Origin of the sequence: Pseudonocardia sp. ICBG1142, assembly GCF_020496255.1 — a bacterium.
Lineage (GTDB): Bacteria > Actinomycetota > Actinomycetes > Mycobacteriales > Pseudonocardiaceae > Pseudonocardia.
Genome location: NZ_JAHLJC010000007.1, coordinates 72,275 through 89,634 on the forward strand (window position 1 = coordinate 72,275; position 17,360 = coordinate 89,634).

Genomic DNA, 17,360 nt, shown 5'->3' on the forward strand with positions numbered 1-17,360 from the left:
CGTGCTTCGACACTAGGTTCGAGGTCGAGCGGGATGCTGCCGCCCGGCCTCCGGTCAGGATGAGGAGAGCAGTGGCAGGCAAGGCCCGCGTGCACGAGCTCGCGAAAGAGCTCGGAATCAGCAGTAAGCAGGTCCTCAGCAAGCTGCAGGACCTGGGGGAGTACGTGAAGTCCCCCTCCTCCACCGTGGAGGCCCCGGTCGTGCGCAAGCTGCGCGACGCGATGGCCTCCGGTGGTGGCCCCGCCGGCGGTCAGCGCCGCGGTTCCGGCGCGCCCGGTGGCGGTCGTCCGCGTGCCGGTGGCTCCGGCGCCCCGTCGCCGTCGCGCCCGACCCCGGGTGCGGCCCCCAAGCCCGGCCCGCGTCCGGGTCCGCCGGCCCCCGCGACACCCACCCCGGGTGCCCCGTCGCAGCCCGCGGCGCGCACCGACGCCCCGAAGCCGGGACCGGCCGCGCCCAAGCCCGGCCCGCAGGCCCCGGCGGCTCCGGCTGCCCCGGCCGCCCAGACTCCTGCCGCGGCCGCCGAGGCCCCGGCCGCGCCGAAGCCCGGTTCCGCCGCGCCGAAGCCCGGTCCGGCGGCTCCGAAGCCCGGTCCGGCCGCGCCGAAGCCCGCCTCGACTCCTCGTCCCGGTCAGGGACAGGGCGGCCAGGGCGGTGGCGCCCCGCGTCCCTCGGGCCAGCCCGGTGAGCGTGGTGCCCGTCCGGGCCCGCGTCAGCCGCGCGTCGGCAACAATCCGTTCGGGGTCGGCCAGGGTTCGCCCAAGCCGGGCCCGCGTCCCGGTGCGCCGCAGCCCCAGCAGGGCGGTGGCCAGCAGGGCGGCCGTCCCGAGGCTCCCGCCGCGCGTTCCGGTGAGGCCCCGCCGCGTCCGCCCCGTCCGGGCGGCGCTCCGGGTGCGGGCGGTCCCCGTCCCAACCCGGGCAACATGCCTCCGCGGCCGAACCCGGGCATGATGCCCGCGCGTCCGGCTGCCGGTCGCCCCGGAGCCGGTGCCGGTGGCCGTGGTGGCCCCGGCGGCGGTCGTGGTGGCCCCGGTGCCGGTCGTGGTGGCCCCGGTGCCGGTCGTGGTGGCCCCGGTGGCGGTCGTCCCGGTGGCGGTGGCGGCGGTTTCCGTCCCGGTGGCGGCGGTCCCGGTGGTCCGCCCCCGGCCGGTGGTGGATTCCGCGGTCGTCCCGGTGGTGGCGGTGCGCGTGGTCGCGGCGGTGCCGCGGGTGCGTTCGGCCGTCCCGGCGGTCCGGCCCGCAAGGGTCGCAAGTCGAAGCGGCAGAAGCGCCAGGAGTACGACGCCATGGCCGCGCCCTCGGTGGGCGGCGTCCGCCTGCCCAAGGGCAACGGCGAGACGATCCGGCTGCCGCGTGGCGCGTCGCTGACCGACTTCGCCGAGAAGATCAACGCCAACCCGGCCTCGCTGGTACAGGTGTTGTTCCACCTCGGTGAGATGGTCACGGCCACCGCGTCGGTCTCGGACGAGGTCCTGGAGCTGCTCGGCCAGGAGATGAACTACCGCGTGCAGGTCGTCTCCCCCGAGGAGGAGGACCGTGCGCTGCTGGAGTCGTTCGACATCGAGTTCGGTGACCCGGGCGACGAGGACGCGCTCGAGGCCCGTCCGCCGGTCGTGACCGTCATGGGTCACGTCGACCACGGTAAGACGCGGCTGCTGGACACGGTCCGCAAGGCGAACGTCCGCGAGGGCGAGGCCGGCGGCATCACCCAGCACATCGGCGCCTACCAGGTCGCGGCCGAGCTCGAGGGCGAGGAGCGGCTCATCACGTTCATCGACACCCCGGGTCACGAGGCGTTCACCGCCATGCGTGCCCGTGGTGCGAAGTCCACCGACATCGCGGTCATCGTGGTGGCGGCGGACGACGGCGTGATGCCGCAGACCGTCGAGTCGATCAACCACGCCCAGGCAGCCGGTCTGCCGATCGTCGTCGCGGTCAACAAGATCGACGTCGAGGGTGCGAACCCGCAGAAGATCCGTCAGCAGCTCACCGAGTACAACCTGGTGGCCGAGGAGTACGGCGGCGACACCATGTTCGTCGACATCTCCGCGAAGCAGGGCACCAACATCGAGGCCCTGCTCGAGGCGATCCTGCTGACCGCCGACGCGGCGCTCGACCTGCGGGCCAACCCCGAGATGGAGGCGCAGGGCGTCACCATCGAGGGTCACCTGGACCGCGGTCGCGGCCCGGTGGCCACGGTGCTGGTCCAGCGCGGAACGCTCCGGGTCGGCGACTCGGTCGTGGCCGGCGACGCCTCCGGGCGTGTCCGGCGCATGGTCGACGAGCACGGCCAGGACGTCACCGAGGCGCTCCCGTCGCGCCCTGTGCAGGTCATCGGTCTGACGTCGGTGCCGGGTGCGGGCGACACGTTCCTCGTCGTGGACGAGGACCGGGTGGCCCGCCAGATCGCCGACCGGCGCCGCGCCCGCGAGCGCAACGCCGAGCTGGCGAGCCGTCGCAAGCGCGTCAGCCTGGAGGACCTGGACGCCGCGCTGAAGGAGACCAACACCCTCAACCTGATCATCAAGGGTGACAACTCGGGCACCGTCGAGGCGCTCGAGGAAGCCCTGATGAAGCTGGACGTGGGTGAGGAGGTCGAGCTGCGGGTCATCCACCGCGGCGTCGGCGGCATCACCGAGGGCGACATCAACCTCGCCATCGCGGACAACGTCATCGTCATGGGCTTCAACGTCCGTGCCGAGGGCAAGGCCACCGAGCTGGCCAACCGCGAGGGCGTCGAGATCCGCTACTACTCGGTGATCTACCAGGCGATCGACGAGATCGAGGCGGCCCTCAAGGGCATGCTCAAGCCGGAGTACGAGGAGGTCGAGCTGGGCCGCGCCGAGGTCCGCGACGTCTTCAAGTCCTCGAAGTTCGGCACGATCGCCGGTTGCCTGGTGATGAGTGGGGAGATCCGCCGGAACGCCCGGGCGCGCCTGCTGCGCGACTCGAAGGTGATCCACGAGAACCTCCCGATCTCGTCGCTGCGCCGGTTCAAGGACGACGTGGTCGAGGTCCGCGAGGGCTTCGAGTGCGGTCTGACGCTCGGTACCTACAGCGACATCAAGGTCGACGACGTCATCGAGACGTTCGAGATGCGGGAGAAGCCGCGCGACTAGCGGTTGACGAACGCGCTCCGACGGGGCGGCCGGTCACCGGCCGCCCCGTCGGCGTCAGTGGAGGTGTGTGTGTACGTCGGCTCCCTGGAGTGTGACGTCCTGCTCGGCGACGTCCGGTCGCTCAAGCAGAAGCGGTCGATGGTCCGTCCGCTGCTCGCCGAGCTGCGCCGGTTCGAGGTGGCGGCCGCCGAGGCCGGCCACCTGGACCTGCACCGGCGCGCGCTGATCGGGGTGAGCTGCGTGGCCGCCGACACGGGCCACGTGCGCGCCCTGCTGGAGCGGTGCGAGCGACTCGTCGCCGCACGCCCCGAGCTGGAGCTGCTGTCCGCGCGGACACGGCTGTTCGGCCCGGACGACGACTGACCGCCGCCCCGCTCGGGCGCGGCGCAACCCCGCGACCCGTGCCTAGACTCGGGCTCGCACGACCCGGTGGAAGGAGCAGGACATGGTCGACCAGGCCCGCGCGCGCAAGCTCGCGAAGCGGATCTCGCAGATCGTGGCGGAGGCCCTCGAGCACGAGGTGAAGGACCCGCGGCTGGCGATGGTGACGATCACCGACACCCGTGTCACCGGGGACCTGCGCGAGGCGACCGTGTTCTACACGGTCATGGGTGCCTCGCTGGAGGAGGAGCCGGACACCGCGGGCGCCGCCGCGGCGCTGCAGAGCGCGAGCGGGGTGCTCCGCAGCCGGGTGGGGCAGCAGACCGGGGTGCGGCACACGCCGAGCCTCGCGTTCGTGCTGGACGCGGTGCCGGACACGGCCCGCCGGATGGAGGAGCTGCTGGCGCGCACCCGCGCCTCCGACGAGGAGGTGGCCCGGCTGGCGGCCACGGCGTCCCCGGCGGGGGACCCGGATCCGTACAAGGCCCCGCGGGAGACCGACGACGAGTGACCGGCGTCGTGCACGAGACCGTCCCGGGCCCCGGTCCGGTCGATCCGGCCGGGGCCGCGGCGGTCCTGCGCCGGGCCCGTGACGTGCTCGTGGTCGGGCACGTCCGGCCCGACGCGGACGCCGCGGGCAGCGCCCTGGCCCTGGCCACGGCGCTGCACCGCGCGGGCACCCCGGTCACCGTGTCGTTCGGCGGGCCGGACCAGGTGCCGGCCGCGCTGGTCGACAGCCTCGACCCCCACGGGCTCGTCGTCGCCTCGGTGGACGCGCCGCGCTCGCCGGACCTGCTGGTCTGCTGCGACATCTCCGCGGCCCGTCGGCTCGGGGACCTGGAGCCGGTGCTGGACACGGCCGGGTCGTCGCTGGCGGTGGACCACCACGCGTCGTTCGCGGCGTTCACGGACCGGTACCTCGTCGACCCGGGGGCCCCGGCGACGGTGACGCTCGTCCGGGAGGTGCTCGCCGAGCTGGGCACCCCGCTGGACGCGGTCCTCGCCCGGTCGCTGTTCGCGGGGCTCTACACCGACACCGGCGGTTTCCGGCGCGGCGGCTCGGACGCGCTCCGGCTGGGCGCCGAGCTCGTCGACGCCGGCGTCGAGCCCGCCCCGCTGTTGCGGGACATCGGGGGACCGGTGCCGTTCGCGTGGCTCGCGGCCCAGGCCACGGTGCTGGCCGGGGCCCATCGCGAACCGGGCGTCGCCGCCGGGGCGGACCTGGTGTGGGCCGCCGTCGACGTGGCGACCGCGGCCCGGTTCCGGGACCGCACGGTGACGCTGGTCGGGTCGCTGCAGGCCGCGGCCGGGGGCGGGGTGGCGGCGTTGCTGACCGAGACGGCGCCGGGTGAGTGGTCGGTGTCGCTGCGCGGCAGCGGCTCCCCGGACCTGTCCCGGGTGGCGACGGCGCTCGGTGGCGGTGGGCACGCCGGTGCCGCCGGGTTCGAGCGCGCCGGCACCCGCGACGGCATCCTGGCGCTGCTGCGTGCGGAGCTGGCCCGCTGAGAACGCCCGGTTGACCGGGTTCATCCCGGGTACACGGCCCCGACATCACGACCGGGTACACCTCGGGGCGGTCCGGCGTCACGGCGTCGGGGCACGTAGCGTGTCCCGCGAGACCAGGAGGTGTGCGGTGCGATCCGAGCCCGCTGCGGCCCGCGGGGGCGACAGTCACGGCAACGCGTCCAGCGGGTGGCCGGAGTTCCTCCGTGCCTGGCTGCGCAACCCGGCCCGGGTGGGTGCGGTGTGGCCGAGCTCGCCGCGGTTGTCGGCGAAGCTGGCCCGCATCGCGCCGGGGCACGGCGCCCCGGTCGTCGTCGAGCTGGGGCCGGGCACCGGCGCCGTCACCACGCAGGTCAGCAGGCGGCTTCCCCCGGAGGGGCGGCACCTCGCCGTCGAGCTCGACCCGGGGATGGCCCGCTACCTTCAGGAGCGCCACCCGGGCGTCGAGGTCGTGAACGGCGACGCCCGCAAGCTGGGGGCGCTGCTCGCCGAGCGGGACATCACCTCGGTCGACGCGGTGATCTCCGGGCTGCCCTGGTCGCTGTTCGACCGCGTGATGCAGCAGGAGATCCTCGACCAGGTCGTCGGGGCAGTGGGGGAGACCGGCGCGTTCGCGACGTTCGCGTACTCCCACACTCTGCCGATGCCCTCGGCGCGGCGGTTCAAGGCGACCCTGCACGACACGTTCGACGAGGTCGTGATGACCCGGACGGTGTGGCGCAACCTGCCGCCCGCGTTCTGCTTCCTCTGCCGCCGCCCTCGTCGGTGACCCGGCCCGCCCCTCTCGCGGGCGGGCCCCGTGACATCCTCCGGCTCGCCCTGCCCGCCCTCCCGGTGCTGGCGGCCGAGCCGCTGTTCCTGCTGGTCGACACGGCCGTCGTCGGACGGCTGGGTGGGCTGCCGCTGGCCTCGCTCGCCGTCGCGGCGGTGCTGTTCGCGCAGGTCACGACCCAGCTGACGTTCCTGTCCTACGGGACGACGGCGCGCGCGGCCCGGTTCTACGGCGCCGGGCGCCGCTCGGCCGCGGTGACCGAGGGAGTACAGGCGACCTGGCTGGCGCTGGGCGTCGGGCTGCTCGTCGTCGCGCTCGGACAGCTCGCCGCCGCACCGGTGGCGGGGCTGCTCGCCGGGGACCCGGCGATCGCCGAGGGCGCGGTCTCGTGGCTGCGCATCGCCCTGCTCGGCGCCCCGCTGGTCCTGGTGACGCTGGCCGGCAACGGCTGGATGCGCGGGGTGCAGGACACGCGTCGTCCGATGTGGATCGTGGTCGGCGGCAACCTGCTGTCCGCGCTGCTCTGCCCGCTCCTGGTGCACGGGGCGGGGGACTGGGCGGGCTGGGGGCTCGAGGGCTCGGCGATCGCGAACGTCGCGGGGCAGGCCGTCGCGGCGTCGCTGTTCCTGCGGGCGCTGGTCGTCGAACGACGGCGCGCCCCCGCCGGTGACCCGGTCCGCTTCGCCCCGGACACCGCGGTCCTCCGCTCCCAGGCGACGATGGGCCGCGACCTGATCGTGCGGTCGTTGGGCTTCCAGGCCTGCTTCCTGTCCGCGACGGCGGTGGCCGCCCGGTTCGGGTCCGAGTCCGTCGCCGCGCACCAGATCGTGCTGCAGCTGTGGGTGTTCCAGTCCCTGGTGCTCGACGCGGTCGCGATCGCGGCGCAGTCGCTGGTCGGGGCCGCCCTCGGTGGTGCTGCCGGCGAGCAGGGTGCTGCCGGCGACCGTGCTGCTGACGACCGTGCTGCCGACGACCGCGCCGGCGGCGACCGTGCGGACACGGGTCCGGCGCGGGCGCTCGCCGCCCGGGTGACCCGCTACGGCCTCGTGCTCGGCTGCGGGTTCGGCGTGCTGTTCGCCGCGCTCTACCCCGTCCTACCGCCGGTGTTCACCCGCGACGCGGCCGTCCTCGCGACGATCCCCGCCGCGTGGTGGTTCTTCACCGCGCTGCAGCCGATCGCCGGGGTGGTGTTCGCCCTGGACGGTGTGCTGCTCGGCGCCGGTGACGCGGCCTTCCTGCGCACCACCACGCTGCTCGCCGCACTGGGCGGGTTCCTGCCGATGATCTGGCTGTCCCTGCTGTTCGGGTGGGGGCTGGCCGGGATCTGGACCGGGCTCGCCGCGTTCATGGTGGTCCGCCTCGTCGCGGTGGGGCTGCGGGCACGGTCGGGGCGCTGGGCGGTCCCGGGGGAGATCCGGGCCTGACCGTCCGACCTGCTGCGCCCCGCGATGTGGCCCTCCCCGGGCTGCGGGCCCCGGTGGCTCGGTGGCCGGCTCGCAGGGGATGCCCATCCGGTTGCCGGGCTCGTCGGCCTCGGCCGGGCAGGACGAACGAGTCCGCACCCCTCCGTCGCCGCGACGGGGCCCGTTCGCCGCGGTGCGTGGAGCGACCCGTCGACGGAGTCCGCGGACGGCCGAGTGGCACACCAGGCACTCTGTGGTGGGGCCCGGAGGTACGTGACGTGCCACTCGGCGCCTCCGGGACGGGGCACCGGACGGATGTGCCGGGCTGTGGTCGCGTTCCCCGCGGGCCGGGATCCGGTGGCGGCAGGTGGTCAGCCCCGGCCGGTGGCCGAGGTCTCCGGCCGGTGGCCCGGGGCGTCCGGCCGGTCCACCCGGGCGTCCGGCCGGTGTACCGGGGCGTCCGGCCGGTGTACCGGGGGGCCGGGGCCCTCCGGCGGTCCGTCGGCCCCGGGGGGCGCGGCCGGGAGCGGCAGCCGCACGGTGAACACGGCGCCGGTGCCGTCGTCGCGGGTGCCGACCGTCACCGACCCGCCGAGGCGGCGGGCGATCCGGTCGACCAGCGCCAGCCCGATGCCGCGGGGGCGGCCGCCGGGCGTCGCGCGGGTGCTGAACCCGAAGGTGAACAGCTCGCGGGCGGTGTCGGGCGGCACCCCGGGGCCGCTGTCGGCGACCTCCAGGAGCAGCTCGCGGCCGTCGGGCCCGGTGCGCAGGACGACCGCGACCGACCGTTCCCCGGCGCGCCCGGTGACGACCTCGACCGCGTTGTCGACGAGGTTGCCGACCAGCGAGACCAGGTCGTCCGCGGCGAAGGGCAGCCGCAGCTCCGGCAGCACGTCGGGGTCGCAGGCGTCGGTCACGGAGAAGGTGACGTCGTGCTCGGAGGCCTGCCACGCCTTGTCGGCGAGCAGCGCGGCCAGGACCGGGTCGTACACCTCGGCCACGATCCGCGCGCCGGGCCCGCGGGTGCGGTCCAGCGCGGCGGTGCCGGCCGCCGCGGCGTCGGCGGTGTCGCCGAGCTCGATCAGGGTCAGTACGGTCTGCAGCCGGTTACCGAACTCGTGCGCCTGCCCGGACAGCGCGGCGACGGTGTCGCGGGCCTCGTCGCGCTCGCGCAGCACCCCGGCCAGCTCGGTGCGGTCGCGCAGGGTGAACACTCGCGTCCCCGGGCCCGCGGCCGGCCCGGCGTGCCTGCTGTTGACCAGCAGCACCCGCTCCCCGGCCAACGCGGCCCGGTCGCGCAGGTCCGAGCGCAGCCCGCTGGTGAGCACGGCCGCGACGGCCGGGTCCATGCCGAGCCCGGTGAGCGGCCGGCCCGGGACGGCGGGGTCGCCGGGGGAGTCGTGGTCGGGCAGGCCGAGCAGCCGCCGGGCCTCGGCGTTGACGACGACGAGCCGCCCGTCGCCGTCGACGACCAGCAGTCCCTCGCCGACGGCGTGCAGCACCGCCTCGTGGTGGGTGTAGGCGGCGGTGATGTCCTCGGGCTCCAGGCCCAGGGTCTGGCGACGCAGCCGCCGGGCCAGCACCACCGCCAGTCCCGAGCCCACGAGCACCGCGACCACGGCCGCGGCGAGGATGCCCGGCAGCCAGCGCAGCGCGAGATCGCTGATCCGGGTCTGCAGCACGCCGACGGACACGACCGCAGCGACCCGGCCGTCGACGAGCACCGGGGTGACGGTGCGGACCGAGGGGCCCAGGGTGCCGGTGTAGACCTCGGTGGAGGTGCGTCCGGCCAGCGCCGGGACGATGTTGCCCTGGTACGGCCGCCCGATCTCGTCGGGGTTGTAGTGGCTGTAGCGGATGCCCTGCGGGGACATGACGACGACGAAGCTGCTGTTCGTGGCCCGGCGGACGCGTTCGGCCACCGGCTGCAGCCGCCCGGCGAGGGTGGCGAGCCCGCCGCCCTCGCCGACCGCGGACACGACCTCGGGATCGGAGGCCAGCGACAGCGCGGTGGCGGTGGTGAGCCGCCCGGCGGCGTCGTGCTCCAGGCGGGTCGCACCGACGACACCCAGCGCGGCGAGCCCGCCGACGGTGAGCAGCACGGTGACGACCTGGAGCAGGAACAGCCGCCGCACCAGCCGCGACCGCCGTAGCGGTGGGGAGGAACGGAACGGCCGGCGCACCGGCCCAGCCTGCCACCGCGGGAATGGCAGGGGGACCCGTGCACCGGCCGGGACGTCCGCACCCCCGCGGGCCTGCCGGCTCCGCGGGGGTGCGACGGTCATGGGAGGAGGACCCGCGCCGTGGTCAGGAGCCCGCGCCGACCTTCTCGCGGGAGCCGGACTCGGGCTTCTCGGCGCCCTCGGCGGCCTGCTCGATCTGCTCGTCGGCGGCACCGCCACCGTGCGCGGCCTCCATGTCGGCCTCGACGAGCTTCGGGTCGTCCAGCACCGCGGCGAGCCGCTCGCGGTCGAGCTCGCCGTTCCAGCGGGCGACGACGAAGGTCGCCACGACGTTGCCGATCGCGTTGGTGAGCGCACGGCCCTCGGACATCATGCGGTCGATGCCGACGATCAGCGCGAGACCGACGACGATGGCCTCGGGGGTGAAGAACTCCCCGCCGAAGGCCTGCAGCGACGCGGCCAGGGTGACCAGGCCGGCGCCGGTGACGCCGGCGGCGCCCTTCGAGGTGAGCACCATGAGAACGGCCAGCGCGAGCTGCGCGCCGATCGGCAGGTACTCGTTGCCCGCCTGGATGATGAACAGCGCACCCAGGGTCAGGTAGATGCAGGTGCCGTCGAGGTTGAACGAGTAGCCGGTCGGGATGACCATGCCGACGGTCTGCTTGGACGCACCGGCGGACTGCAGCTTGGTGAGGAAGCGCGGCAGCACCGACTCCGACGACGAGGTGCCGAGGATGATCAGCAGCTCGTCCTTGATGAGGCGGATGACCTTGAAGATGTTGATGCCTGCCATCCAGGACACGGCACCGAGGACGACGACGATGAAGAACAGGCAGGTGCCGTAGAAGACCAGCATCAGCTTGAGCAGGTTGATGAGCGACGCGCCGCCCATCTGGCCGACGGTGTAGGCCATGCCGCCGAACGCGGCGACCGGCGCGGCCCACATGATGATCTTGATGATGCCGAAGATGACCTGGGCGATGCCCTCGATGCCGCCGACCAGGCGGCTGCGCAGGGCCGGGTTCAGCGAGGAGATGGCGCAGGCGGCCAGGATGGCCAGCACCAGGACCTGCAGGACCGAGTTGTCCACGAACGGGCCGAAGAAGCTCTTCGGGAGCAGCGAGTCCTGGATGAACGGGATGACACCCGACTCCTGGGCCCCGGTCTCGAACTGTCCCTCGGCCCGGGTCAGCTCCGCTGCGCTCGGTTGCCCCTCGAAACCGGCACCCGGCTGGAAGACGTTGCCGGCGATGAGGCCGAGCGTCAGCGCGATCACCGTCATGATCAGGAAGTAGCCCATGGCCCGCGCGGCGAGCCCCCCGGCCCGGGCGAGGTTGCCCAGCGAGGCGATGCCGACGATGACGGTGCAGAAGATGACCGGGCCGATGATGACCTTGATCATCTGGACGAACGTGTCGGCGAGCCACTTCAGCTCACCGGCGAAGCCGGGAGCGAGGAACCCGACCGCGATGCCGGACGCGATGCCGACGAGCACCCAGAACCAGAGCTGGGTGTAGACCTTCTTCTTGGTCCGGGTGGGGGTGGTGGACCCCGTCCCGGACGAGCCGTCTGCGTTGGCGACCTCGGCCATGTCCGTCCTCCTCGACGTGTTCGGTGCGGACACGATGGAGCCGGGGTGTGTCGTGGGGCAACCGCGGGGGCACCGAGCTTGAGGAAGCTTTGAGGAATCGTGACTAGGGTGGGTCCGTGCGGGTGCTGCTGGTCGAGGACGACGCGGTCCTCGGCGACGCCCTGCGACGCAGCCTCGTCCGCCAGGGCTACCCGACCGACCTCGTGACCAGCGGGTCCGCGGCCATCGCCGCCGTCGCCGAGCGGGAGCCCGACGTCGTCCTGCTCGACATGGGCCTGCCCGACCGCGACGGCATCGGCGTCTGCCGGGAGATCCGGGAGCGGTCCCGGGTGCCGATCCTCGCCATCACCGGCCGCGGCGACGTCGCGGCGCGGGTGCAGGGACTGCGCTCGGTCGCCGACGACTACCTGGTCAAGCCGGTCTCCACCGACGAGCTGGTGGCCAGGATCGAGGCCGTCCTGCGTCGTGCCACCGGCGCTGCGGTGGCCGCGACGGTGAGCGTCGGCGACGTCGTCGTCGACCTCGACCGGCGGGCGGTGACCGCGGCCGGCACCGAGGTCGCGCTGACCCGCAAGGAGTTCGACCTGCTCGCCGCGCTCGCCCGCCGGGAGGGGGCGGTGCTGCCGCGCACCGAGCTCCTGGAACAGGTGTGGGGGACCGCCGACGCGTCCGCGGCACGCACGCTGGAGGCGCACGTGGCGTCGCTGCGGTCGAAGCTGGGGGCCCGCGACGTCGTGGTGACGGTCCGTGGAGTCGGGTACCGGCTGGCGCGTTAGCGTCCCGGCGTGCCCGCACGCAACCCGCCCCCGCCGCCCGGCCTCGTGATCGTCGACAAGGACCGGGGCCCGACCAGCCACGACGTCGTCGGGAAGCTCCGCCGGATCATGGGCACCCGCAAGGTCGGCCACGCCGGGACGCTGGACCCGATGGCGACCGGGGTGCTGGTCGTCGGCATCGAGCGGGCCACCAAGCTGCTCGGGCACCTGTCGCTCGACACCAAGGCCTACACCGCGACCGTGCGGCTCGGGCAGGGCACCGACACCGACGACGCCGAGGGCACGCCCGTCGGGGAGCCCGTCCCGGTCGGGGCCGACGACGACGCCGTCCGCGCCGCCATGGCCGCGCTGACCGGGGAGATCATGCAGGTCCCCAGCGCGGTGTCCGCGGTGAAGATCGACGGAAAGCGCGCCTACCAGCGGGTCCGCGACGGCGAGACCGTCGAGATCCCGGCCCGCCCGGTCACCGTGTCGGCCTTCGAGCTGCTCGCGGTGCGCCGTGACGGCCCGTGGTGCGACCTCGACGTCGCCGTCGACTGCTCCTCGGGTACCTACGTCCGCGCGCTCGCCCGCGACCTCGGCACCGCGCTGGGCTCCGCCGGGCACCTGACCGCGCTGCGGCGCACCCGGGTCGGACCCTTCACCCTGGAGCACGCGCGCACCGTCGAGCAGCTCGCCGAGGAACCCGGGCTGTCGCTGGACCTCGCCGCGGCCGTCGCGACGGCGTTCCCGCGGGTCGACCTCGACGCCTCCGCCGCCACCGACGTGCGGTTCGGCAAGTCACTGCCGGCGGCCGGGATCGCGGGCACCTACGGGGTGTTCGCCCCGGACGGCGCCGCGCTGGCCCTGATGGCCGACCGCGGTGCCGCCGCCCGCCCGGTCGTCGTGCTCGCCCCGGCCGGCTGACCCTGCGGGCCGAGCGCGGTCGCCCGCTGCGCGGGACCCGGCCCGGTTCGCCTAGGCTCGCGCCCGTGCAGCGGTGGCGTGGTCTGGAGGCGGTTCCGCCCGGCTGGGGCCGGTGCGTCGTGACCGTCGGTGTGTTCGACGGGGTGCACCGTGGACACCGGCAGCTGATCTCCCGCGCGGTGGAACGGGCGCACGAGCGCGGCCTGCCCGCCGTCGTCGTGACGTTCGACCCGCACCCGGCCGAGCTGATCCGGCCCGGCACCCACCCGGCGCGGCTGTCCACACTCGACCGGCGGGCCGAGCTCGTGGCCGAGGTGGGCGCGGACGTCTTCTGCGTCATCCCGTTCACCGAGGCACTGTCCCGGATGCCGCCCGCCGGGTTCGCGCACGAGGTGCTGGTCGACCGGCTGCACGCGGCCGTCGTCGTGGTGGGCAGCAACTTCACCTTCGGCCACCGGGCCGAGGGTGACGTCGGGACCCTCGCCGAGCTGGGCCGTCGCTTCGGGTTCGCCTGCGAGGCGCTCGACCTGGTCTCCGACCACGACGTGACCTTCTCCTCCACCTACATCCGGTCCTGCATCGACGCCGGGGCCGTCCGCGACGCCGCGCACGCGCTGGGCCGCTGGCACCGGGTGGACGGCGTGATCGTGCACGGCCACAAACGTGGCCGTGACCTGGGCTACCCGACCGCGAACGTCGCCACCCCGCCGCACACCGCGATCCCCGCCGACGGCGTCTACGCGGGCTGGTTCCGCATCGGCGACCGTCGTCTGATGGGCGCGATCTCGGTGGGGACCAACCCGACGTTCTCCGGGCGGGTGCGCACCGTCGAGGTCTACGTCCTCGACGTCGACGAGAACTTCTACGGCCACGAGGTCAGCGTCGAGTTCGTCGAGCGGCTGCGCGGCCAGGAGCACTACGACGGCGTCGAGGCGCTCGTCGCACAGATGGGCCGTGACGTGGAGACCTGCCGCGAGATCCTCACCGCGGCCGGCGACGCCACCGGACCCGACGGGGTGCCGGATTAGGTGAAAACCCCCTGCCGGGACCGAACGACCGCGCCGAACCGCGTGGTCACCGAGGCTGGCAGGCATGGACGACCCCCGCACCGTGGACCCGGTGGCGCAGGAGATCGCGCGCAACCGCGACCGCCAGAGCGCGATCTACGGCGAGCCCCTCGACGAACGCATCCGCCGGCTCACGACCGGCCTCGGCATCACCCAGGCCCGCCTCGCCGCCGCGATCGGGCTGAGCCCGGCGATGCTGTCCCAGCTGGCGGGCGGGCGCCGGGTCAAGATCGGGGACCCTGCGGTGCTGGGTCGGATGACCGCGCTGGACCGGCGGCTCGCGCACGGTCCGGTGCCCGAGGCCGAACGCGAGGTGCTGCTGGCCAGGGTCCGGCAGGAGCCGACGCCGGGTGCACCGACCGGTGCCTGCCGTTGCGCCGGGCAGGCACCCACGACCGGGCCGGCGGTGCCGCAGCCGCGACGGGCCCCGGCCGAGCCGACCGCGGAGGATGCGCTGCGCGGGGTGAGTGCGCCGGCCCGGCTCGTCGCGGCGGCGGCCGAGCTGGCCGCGGCGTTCCCGGAGATCGCCGAGGTGCTGCGCCGGGCCGCCGCTGGACGGCGCTGAGCCCGGCTGCCGACCCCGGGTGCGGACGCGGTGGGGTGACCCGCATCGGTGGCCGCGGTGGTCCACCGGGTCCCGCCGCGCGCCGGGACACCGGAGCACACAACGCCGGGACGCCGGGCCACACAACCGGGGTGACGCGGGTCGGCGGCGGTCGGCGCACCCGTCGCTGGTACCGTTTCACCTCGGGTCCGGCTGCAGTCCGTGGCGGCCGCGACCGACTTCCTGCCGTCCCGCCGGTTCACCCGGGTTTCGTCGGACGTCACGGCCCCACGGACCGTCTCAAGGATGAAGGAGTTGAGCAGTGGCACTGACCACCGCCGAGAAGAAGAGCACGCTCGAGCAGTACGGCACCCACGCCACCGACACCGGGTCTCCCGAGGCCCAGGTCGCGCTGCTGACGCAGCGCATCGTCGGCCTGACCGAGCACCTGAAGCAGCACAAGCACGACCACCACAGCCGGCGCGGCCTGCTGCTGCTGGTCGGTCGTCGTCGCCGGCTGCTCAAGTACCTGCGCGAGGTCGACGTCGCTCGCTACCGCGCGCTGATCGAGAAGCTGGGTCTGCGCCGCTGACCCGCCTGGGGCGACCCGGCACCGGTTCCCGGTGCCGGGTCGTTCCGTAACACCGAGCGACACAACTGAACAGAGCCCGCCACGCGAGGCGACCGGACATCCGCCGGTCCTCGGTAGTGGCCCCCGGAGCGCGACGCGCGGCCGGAGGCTTCGATCGAAGACCGGCCCAGCAGGGGATCGAGCCGGCGCCACGGTGGTGGGGGTAGACGAAGACCACTCCCAACGACGAGGAGAACACCCCCGTATGACTGACGTCATCTCCGAGGACGGCGTGCACGAGAGCACCGCCGTCATCGACAACGGCACCTACGGCACCCGCACCGTCCGGTTCGAGACCGGCCGGCTCGCGCGCCAGGCTGCCGGGTCCGTCGTCGCGTACCTCGACGACGAGACCATGCTGCTGTCCGCCACGACCGCCTCGAAGCGGCCGAAGGACCAGTTCGACTTCTTCCCGCTCACGGTGGACGTCGAGGAGCGGATGTACGCCGCGGGCCGGATCCCCGGCTCGTTCTTCCGCCGCGAGGGCCGCCCGGGCACCGACGCGATCCTGACCTGCCGCCTCATCGACCGTCCGCTGCGCCCGTCCTTCGTGGACGGTCTGCGCAACGAGATCCAGGTCGTCGTGACGGTCATGTCGCTCGACCCGAAGGACCCCTACGACGTCGTGGCGATCAACGCCGCGTCGGCGTCCACCCAGCTCGCCGGCCTGCCGTTCTCCGGCCCGGTCGGCGGCGTCCGCGTCGCGCTCATCGCGAACGAGGCGGGCACCGACACCCAGTGGGTCGCCTTCCCGACCCACGACCAGCTCGACCGCGCCGCGTTCGACATGGTCGTCGCGGGCCGCATCGTGGGCGACGACGTCGCGATCATGATGGTCGAGGCCGAGGCCACCGAGAACACGATCGAGCTGATCGCGGGCGGCGCCACCGCCCCGACCGAGGGCGTCGTGGCCGACGGCCTCGAGGCCGCGAAGCCCTTCATCCGCTCGCTGTGCATCGCCCAGCAGCAGCTGGCCGACGTCGCCGCCAAGCCGACCGGCGACTACCCGGTGTTCCCGGCCTACCAGCCGGACGCCTTCGAGGCCGTCTCCGAGGCCGTCGAGCAGGAGCTGGCGCAGGCGCTGACCATCGCCGGCAAGCAGGAGCGCGAGACCCGCACCGACGAGATCAAGGCGTCGGTGCTCGAGAAGCTCGGCGAGCGCTTCGTCGGCCGCGAGTCCGAGCTCGGCAACGCGTTCCGCGCGCTGAACAAGAAGCTGGTCCGCCGCCGGATCCTGACCGACCAGGTCCGGATCGACGGCCGCGGCCTGACCGACATCCGGCCGCTGTCGGCCGAGGTCGAGGTCGTCCCGCGGGCCCACGGCTCGGCGCTGTTCGAGCGCGGCGAGACCCAGATCATGGGTGTCACCACGCTGAACATGCTCCGCATGGAGCAGCAGATCGACCAGCTGGGGCCGGAGACGCGCAAGCGCTACCTGCACCACTACAACTTCCCGCCGTACTCGACCGGTGAGACCGGTCGCGTCGGCTCGCCGAAGCGCCGCGAGATCGGCCACGGCGCGCTCGCCGAGCGGGCCCTGATCCCGGTCCTGCCGAACCGCGAGGAGTTCCCCTACGCGATCCGCCAGGTCTCCGAGGCCCTCGGCTCGAACGGCTCGACCTCGATGGGCTCGGTCTGCGCGTCCACGATGTCGCTGCTCAACGCCGGTGTTCCGCTGAAGGCGCCGGTCGCGGGCATCGCGATGGGCCTGGTGTCCGACGAGGTCGACGGCCAGACGCGCTACGTCGCGCTGACCGACATCCTCGGTGCCGAGGACGCCTTCGGCGACATGGACTTCAAGGTCGCCGGCACCAAGGAGTTCGTCACGGCGCTGCAGCTGGACACCAAGCTGGACGGCATCCCGTCCGAGGTGCTCGCCGCCGCGCTGAACCAGGCCAAGGACGCCCGCCTGACCATCCTCGAGGTGATCGGCGAGGCCATCGACGGCCCGGACGAGATGAGCAAGTACGCGCCGCGGGTCACCGCGGTGAAGGTCCCGGTCGACAAGATCGGCGAGGTCATCGGCCCGAAGGGCAAGATGATCAACTCGATCACCGAGAAGACCGGCGCCGACATCTCGATCGAGGACGACGGCACGATCTACGTCGGTGCGAACGACGGCCCCTCCGCGGAGGAGACGATCGGCATGATCAACGCGATCGCCAACCCGCAGCTGCCGAAGGTCGGCGAGCGCTTCCTGGGCACGGTGGTCAAGGCCGCCGCGTTCGGTGCCTTCGTCTCGCTGGTCCCCGGCAAGGACGGCCTGGTCCACATCTCGAAGCTCGGCAACGGGAAGCGGATCAGCAAGGTCGAGGACGTCGTCAAGGTCGGCGACAAGCTGCGCGTCGAGGTCACCGACATCGACAACCGCGGCAAGATCTCGCTGATCCCGGTGGTCGACGAGTCCGCGGTCGCGGAGGCGCCCGTCGAGGGTGTCGTCGACGCCGAGGCTCCGGCCGAGGCCGCCGCCAACCCGAGCTGAACTGT

14 protein-coding genes are annotated in these 17,360 nt (G+C 73.9%); 12 read left to right on the forward strand and 2 right to left on the reverse strand.

The window, feature by feature from the left end:
* Positions 1–71: 71 nt before the first annotated feature.
* The 6 genes from infB (at position 72) to KPL59_RS10650 (ending at position 7,196) form a co-directional block, all read left to right on the forward strand.
* Complete coding sequence (gene infB / locus KPL59_RS10625) at positions 72–3,116, forward strand: translation initiation factor IF-2 (RefSeq protein ID WP_226360713.1); 3,045 nt, start codon at positions 72–74, stop codon at positions 3,114–3,116.
* 69 nt (positions 3,117–3,185) lie between these two features.
* A complete protein-coding gene (locus KPL59_RS10630; RefSeq protein ID WP_020623263.1) occupies positions 3,186–3,479 on the forward strand; it encodes a DUF503 domain-containing protein in 294 nt (97 codons plus the stop codon).
* 82 nt (positions 3,480–3,561) lie between these two features.
* Positions 3,562–4,008, forward strand: coding sequence for a 30S ribosome-binding factor RbfA (gene rbfA, locus KPL59_RS10635; protein WP_020623264.1), 447 nt, complete (start codon positions 3,562–3,564; stop codon positions 4,006–4,008).
* Complete coding sequence (locus KPL59_RS10640) at positions 4,005–5,003, forward strand: bifunctional oligoribonuclease/PAP phosphatase NrnA (RefSeq protein ID WP_020623265.1); 999 nt, start codon at positions 4,005–4,007, stop codon at positions 5,001–5,003. The genes rbfA and KPL59_RS10640 overlap by 4 nt, the downstream gene beginning before the upstream one ends.
* 127 nt (positions 5,004–5,130) lie before the next feature.
* Entirely contained in the window at positions 5,131–5,769 is a 639-nt protein-coding gene (locus KPL59_RS10645; RefSeq protein WP_020623266.1) for a class I SAM-dependent methyltransferase, read from the forward strand.
* Positions 5,766–7,196, forward strand: coding sequence for an MATE family efflux transporter (locus KPL59_RS10650; RefSeq protein ID WP_226360714.1), 1,431 nt, complete (start codon positions 5,766–5,768; stop codon positions 7,194–7,196). The genes KPL59_RS10645 and KPL59_RS10650 overlap by 4 nt, the downstream gene beginning before the upstream one ends.
* 350 nt (positions 7,197–7,546) lie before the next feature.
* Here the strand turns inward: KPL59_RS10650 and KPL59_RS10655 are convergent, their stop codons facing one another.
* Both KPL59_RS10655 and KPL59_RS10660 read right to left on the reverse strand, forming a co-directional pair.
* Positions 7,547–9,310, reverse strand: a complete 1,764-nt coding sequence (locus tag KPL59_RS10655) for an ATP-binding protein (RefSeq protein WP_226360715.1) — start codon at positions 9,308–9,310, stop codon at positions 7,547–7,549.
* Between the two features lie 172 nt (positions 9,311–9,482).
* On the reverse strand, positions 9,483–10,949 hold the full coding sequence (locus KPL59_RS10660; RefSeq protein WP_226360716.1) for a cation:dicarboxylate symporter family transporter: 1,467 nt from the start codon (positions 10,947–10,949) through the stop codon (positions 9,483–9,485).
* A gap of 116 nt (positions 10,950–11,065) precedes the next feature.
* Between KPL59_RS10660 and KPL59_RS10665 the strand changes: the two genes are divergently transcribed.
* From KPL59_RS10665 to KPL59_RS10690, 6 genes are all read left to right on the forward strand, one after another.
* Positions 11,066–11,725, forward strand: a complete 660-nt coding sequence (locus tag KPL59_RS10665) for a response regulator transcription factor (protein WP_226360717.1) — start codon at positions 11,066–11,068, stop codon at positions 11,723–11,725.
* Between the two features lie 9 nt (positions 11,726–11,734).
* Positions 11,735–12,631, forward strand: a complete 897-nt coding sequence (gene truB, locus KPL59_RS10670) for a tRNA pseudouridine(55) synthase TruB (RefSeq protein ID WP_226360718.1) — start codon at positions 11,735–11,737, stop codon at positions 12,629–12,631.
* 65 nt (positions 12,632–12,696) lie between these two features.
* Entirely contained in the window at positions 12,697–13,659 is a 963-nt protein-coding gene (locus KPL59_RS10675; RefSeq protein ID WP_051050232.1) for a bifunctional riboflavin kinase/FAD synthetase, read from the forward strand.
* A 64-nt stretch (positions 13,660–13,723) separates the two neighbouring features.
* Entirely contained in the window at positions 13,724–14,263 is a 540-nt protein-coding gene (locus KPL59_RS10680) for a helix-turn-helix domain-containing protein (RefSeq protein ID WP_083695722.1), read from the forward strand.
* 301 nt (positions 14,264–14,564) lie between these two features.
* Positions 14,565–14,834, forward strand: a complete 270-nt coding sequence (rpsO, locus tag KPL59_RS10685) for a 30S ribosomal protein S15 (RefSeq protein WP_020621572.1) — start codon at positions 14,565–14,567, stop codon at positions 14,832–14,834.
* Positions 14,835–15,078: 244 nt separating this feature from the next.
* Positions 15,079–17,355 carry a polyribonucleotide nucleotidyltransferase gene (locus KPL59_RS10690; RefSeq protein WP_226360719.1) on the forward strand — a complete coding sequence of 759 codons (2,277 nt, stop codon included), beginning with the start codon at positions 15,079–15,081 and terminating at the stop codon, positions 17,353–17,355.
* Positions 17,356–17,360 lie beyond the last annotated feature (5 nt).